Annotated in this window: 1 protein-coding gene; it reads left to right on the top strand. The window is 66.2% G+C overall.

Going from position 1 to position 287, the window contains the following annotated elements:
• Positions 1-287: TOBE domain-containing protein (locus AF337_RS32025; RefSeq protein ID WP_152971273.1), on the top strand; the 287-nt coding region annotated here is incomplete at both ends.

Below are 287 nucleotides of genomic sequence, written 5' to 3'. Positions count from 1 at the left end.
TCTTTCTTGGCAACGGGCTGACCATCGATCTCTCCGGCTATTCCTTTGGTGCGGCCGCGGCGGAAGGACCTGCTACACTCGGCTTTCGCCCGGAACACCTTGTGCTCGATGGGGCGGCGAGCGGCCTGCCCACCATTCCGGGCCGCGTTGCTGTCGTCGAGCCGATGGGTTCGGACGCCGTTGTCTGGTTCGACTGGGCGGACCAAAGCCTCTCGCTCCGGCTGATGGGCGACGTGACCCTTGAGCCCGGTGACGCCATGGCTCCCGGGCTCGATATCGCCAAGGCG

Source organism: Rhizobium ecuadorense (assembly GCF_001187535.1).
In the GTDB taxonomy this organism is placed as follows: Bacteria; Pseudomonadota; Alphaproteobacteria; order Rhizobiales; family Rhizobiaceae; genus Rhizobium; species Rhizobium ecuadorense.
This window is presented reverse-complemented; position numbering and strand designations above follow the sequence as displayed.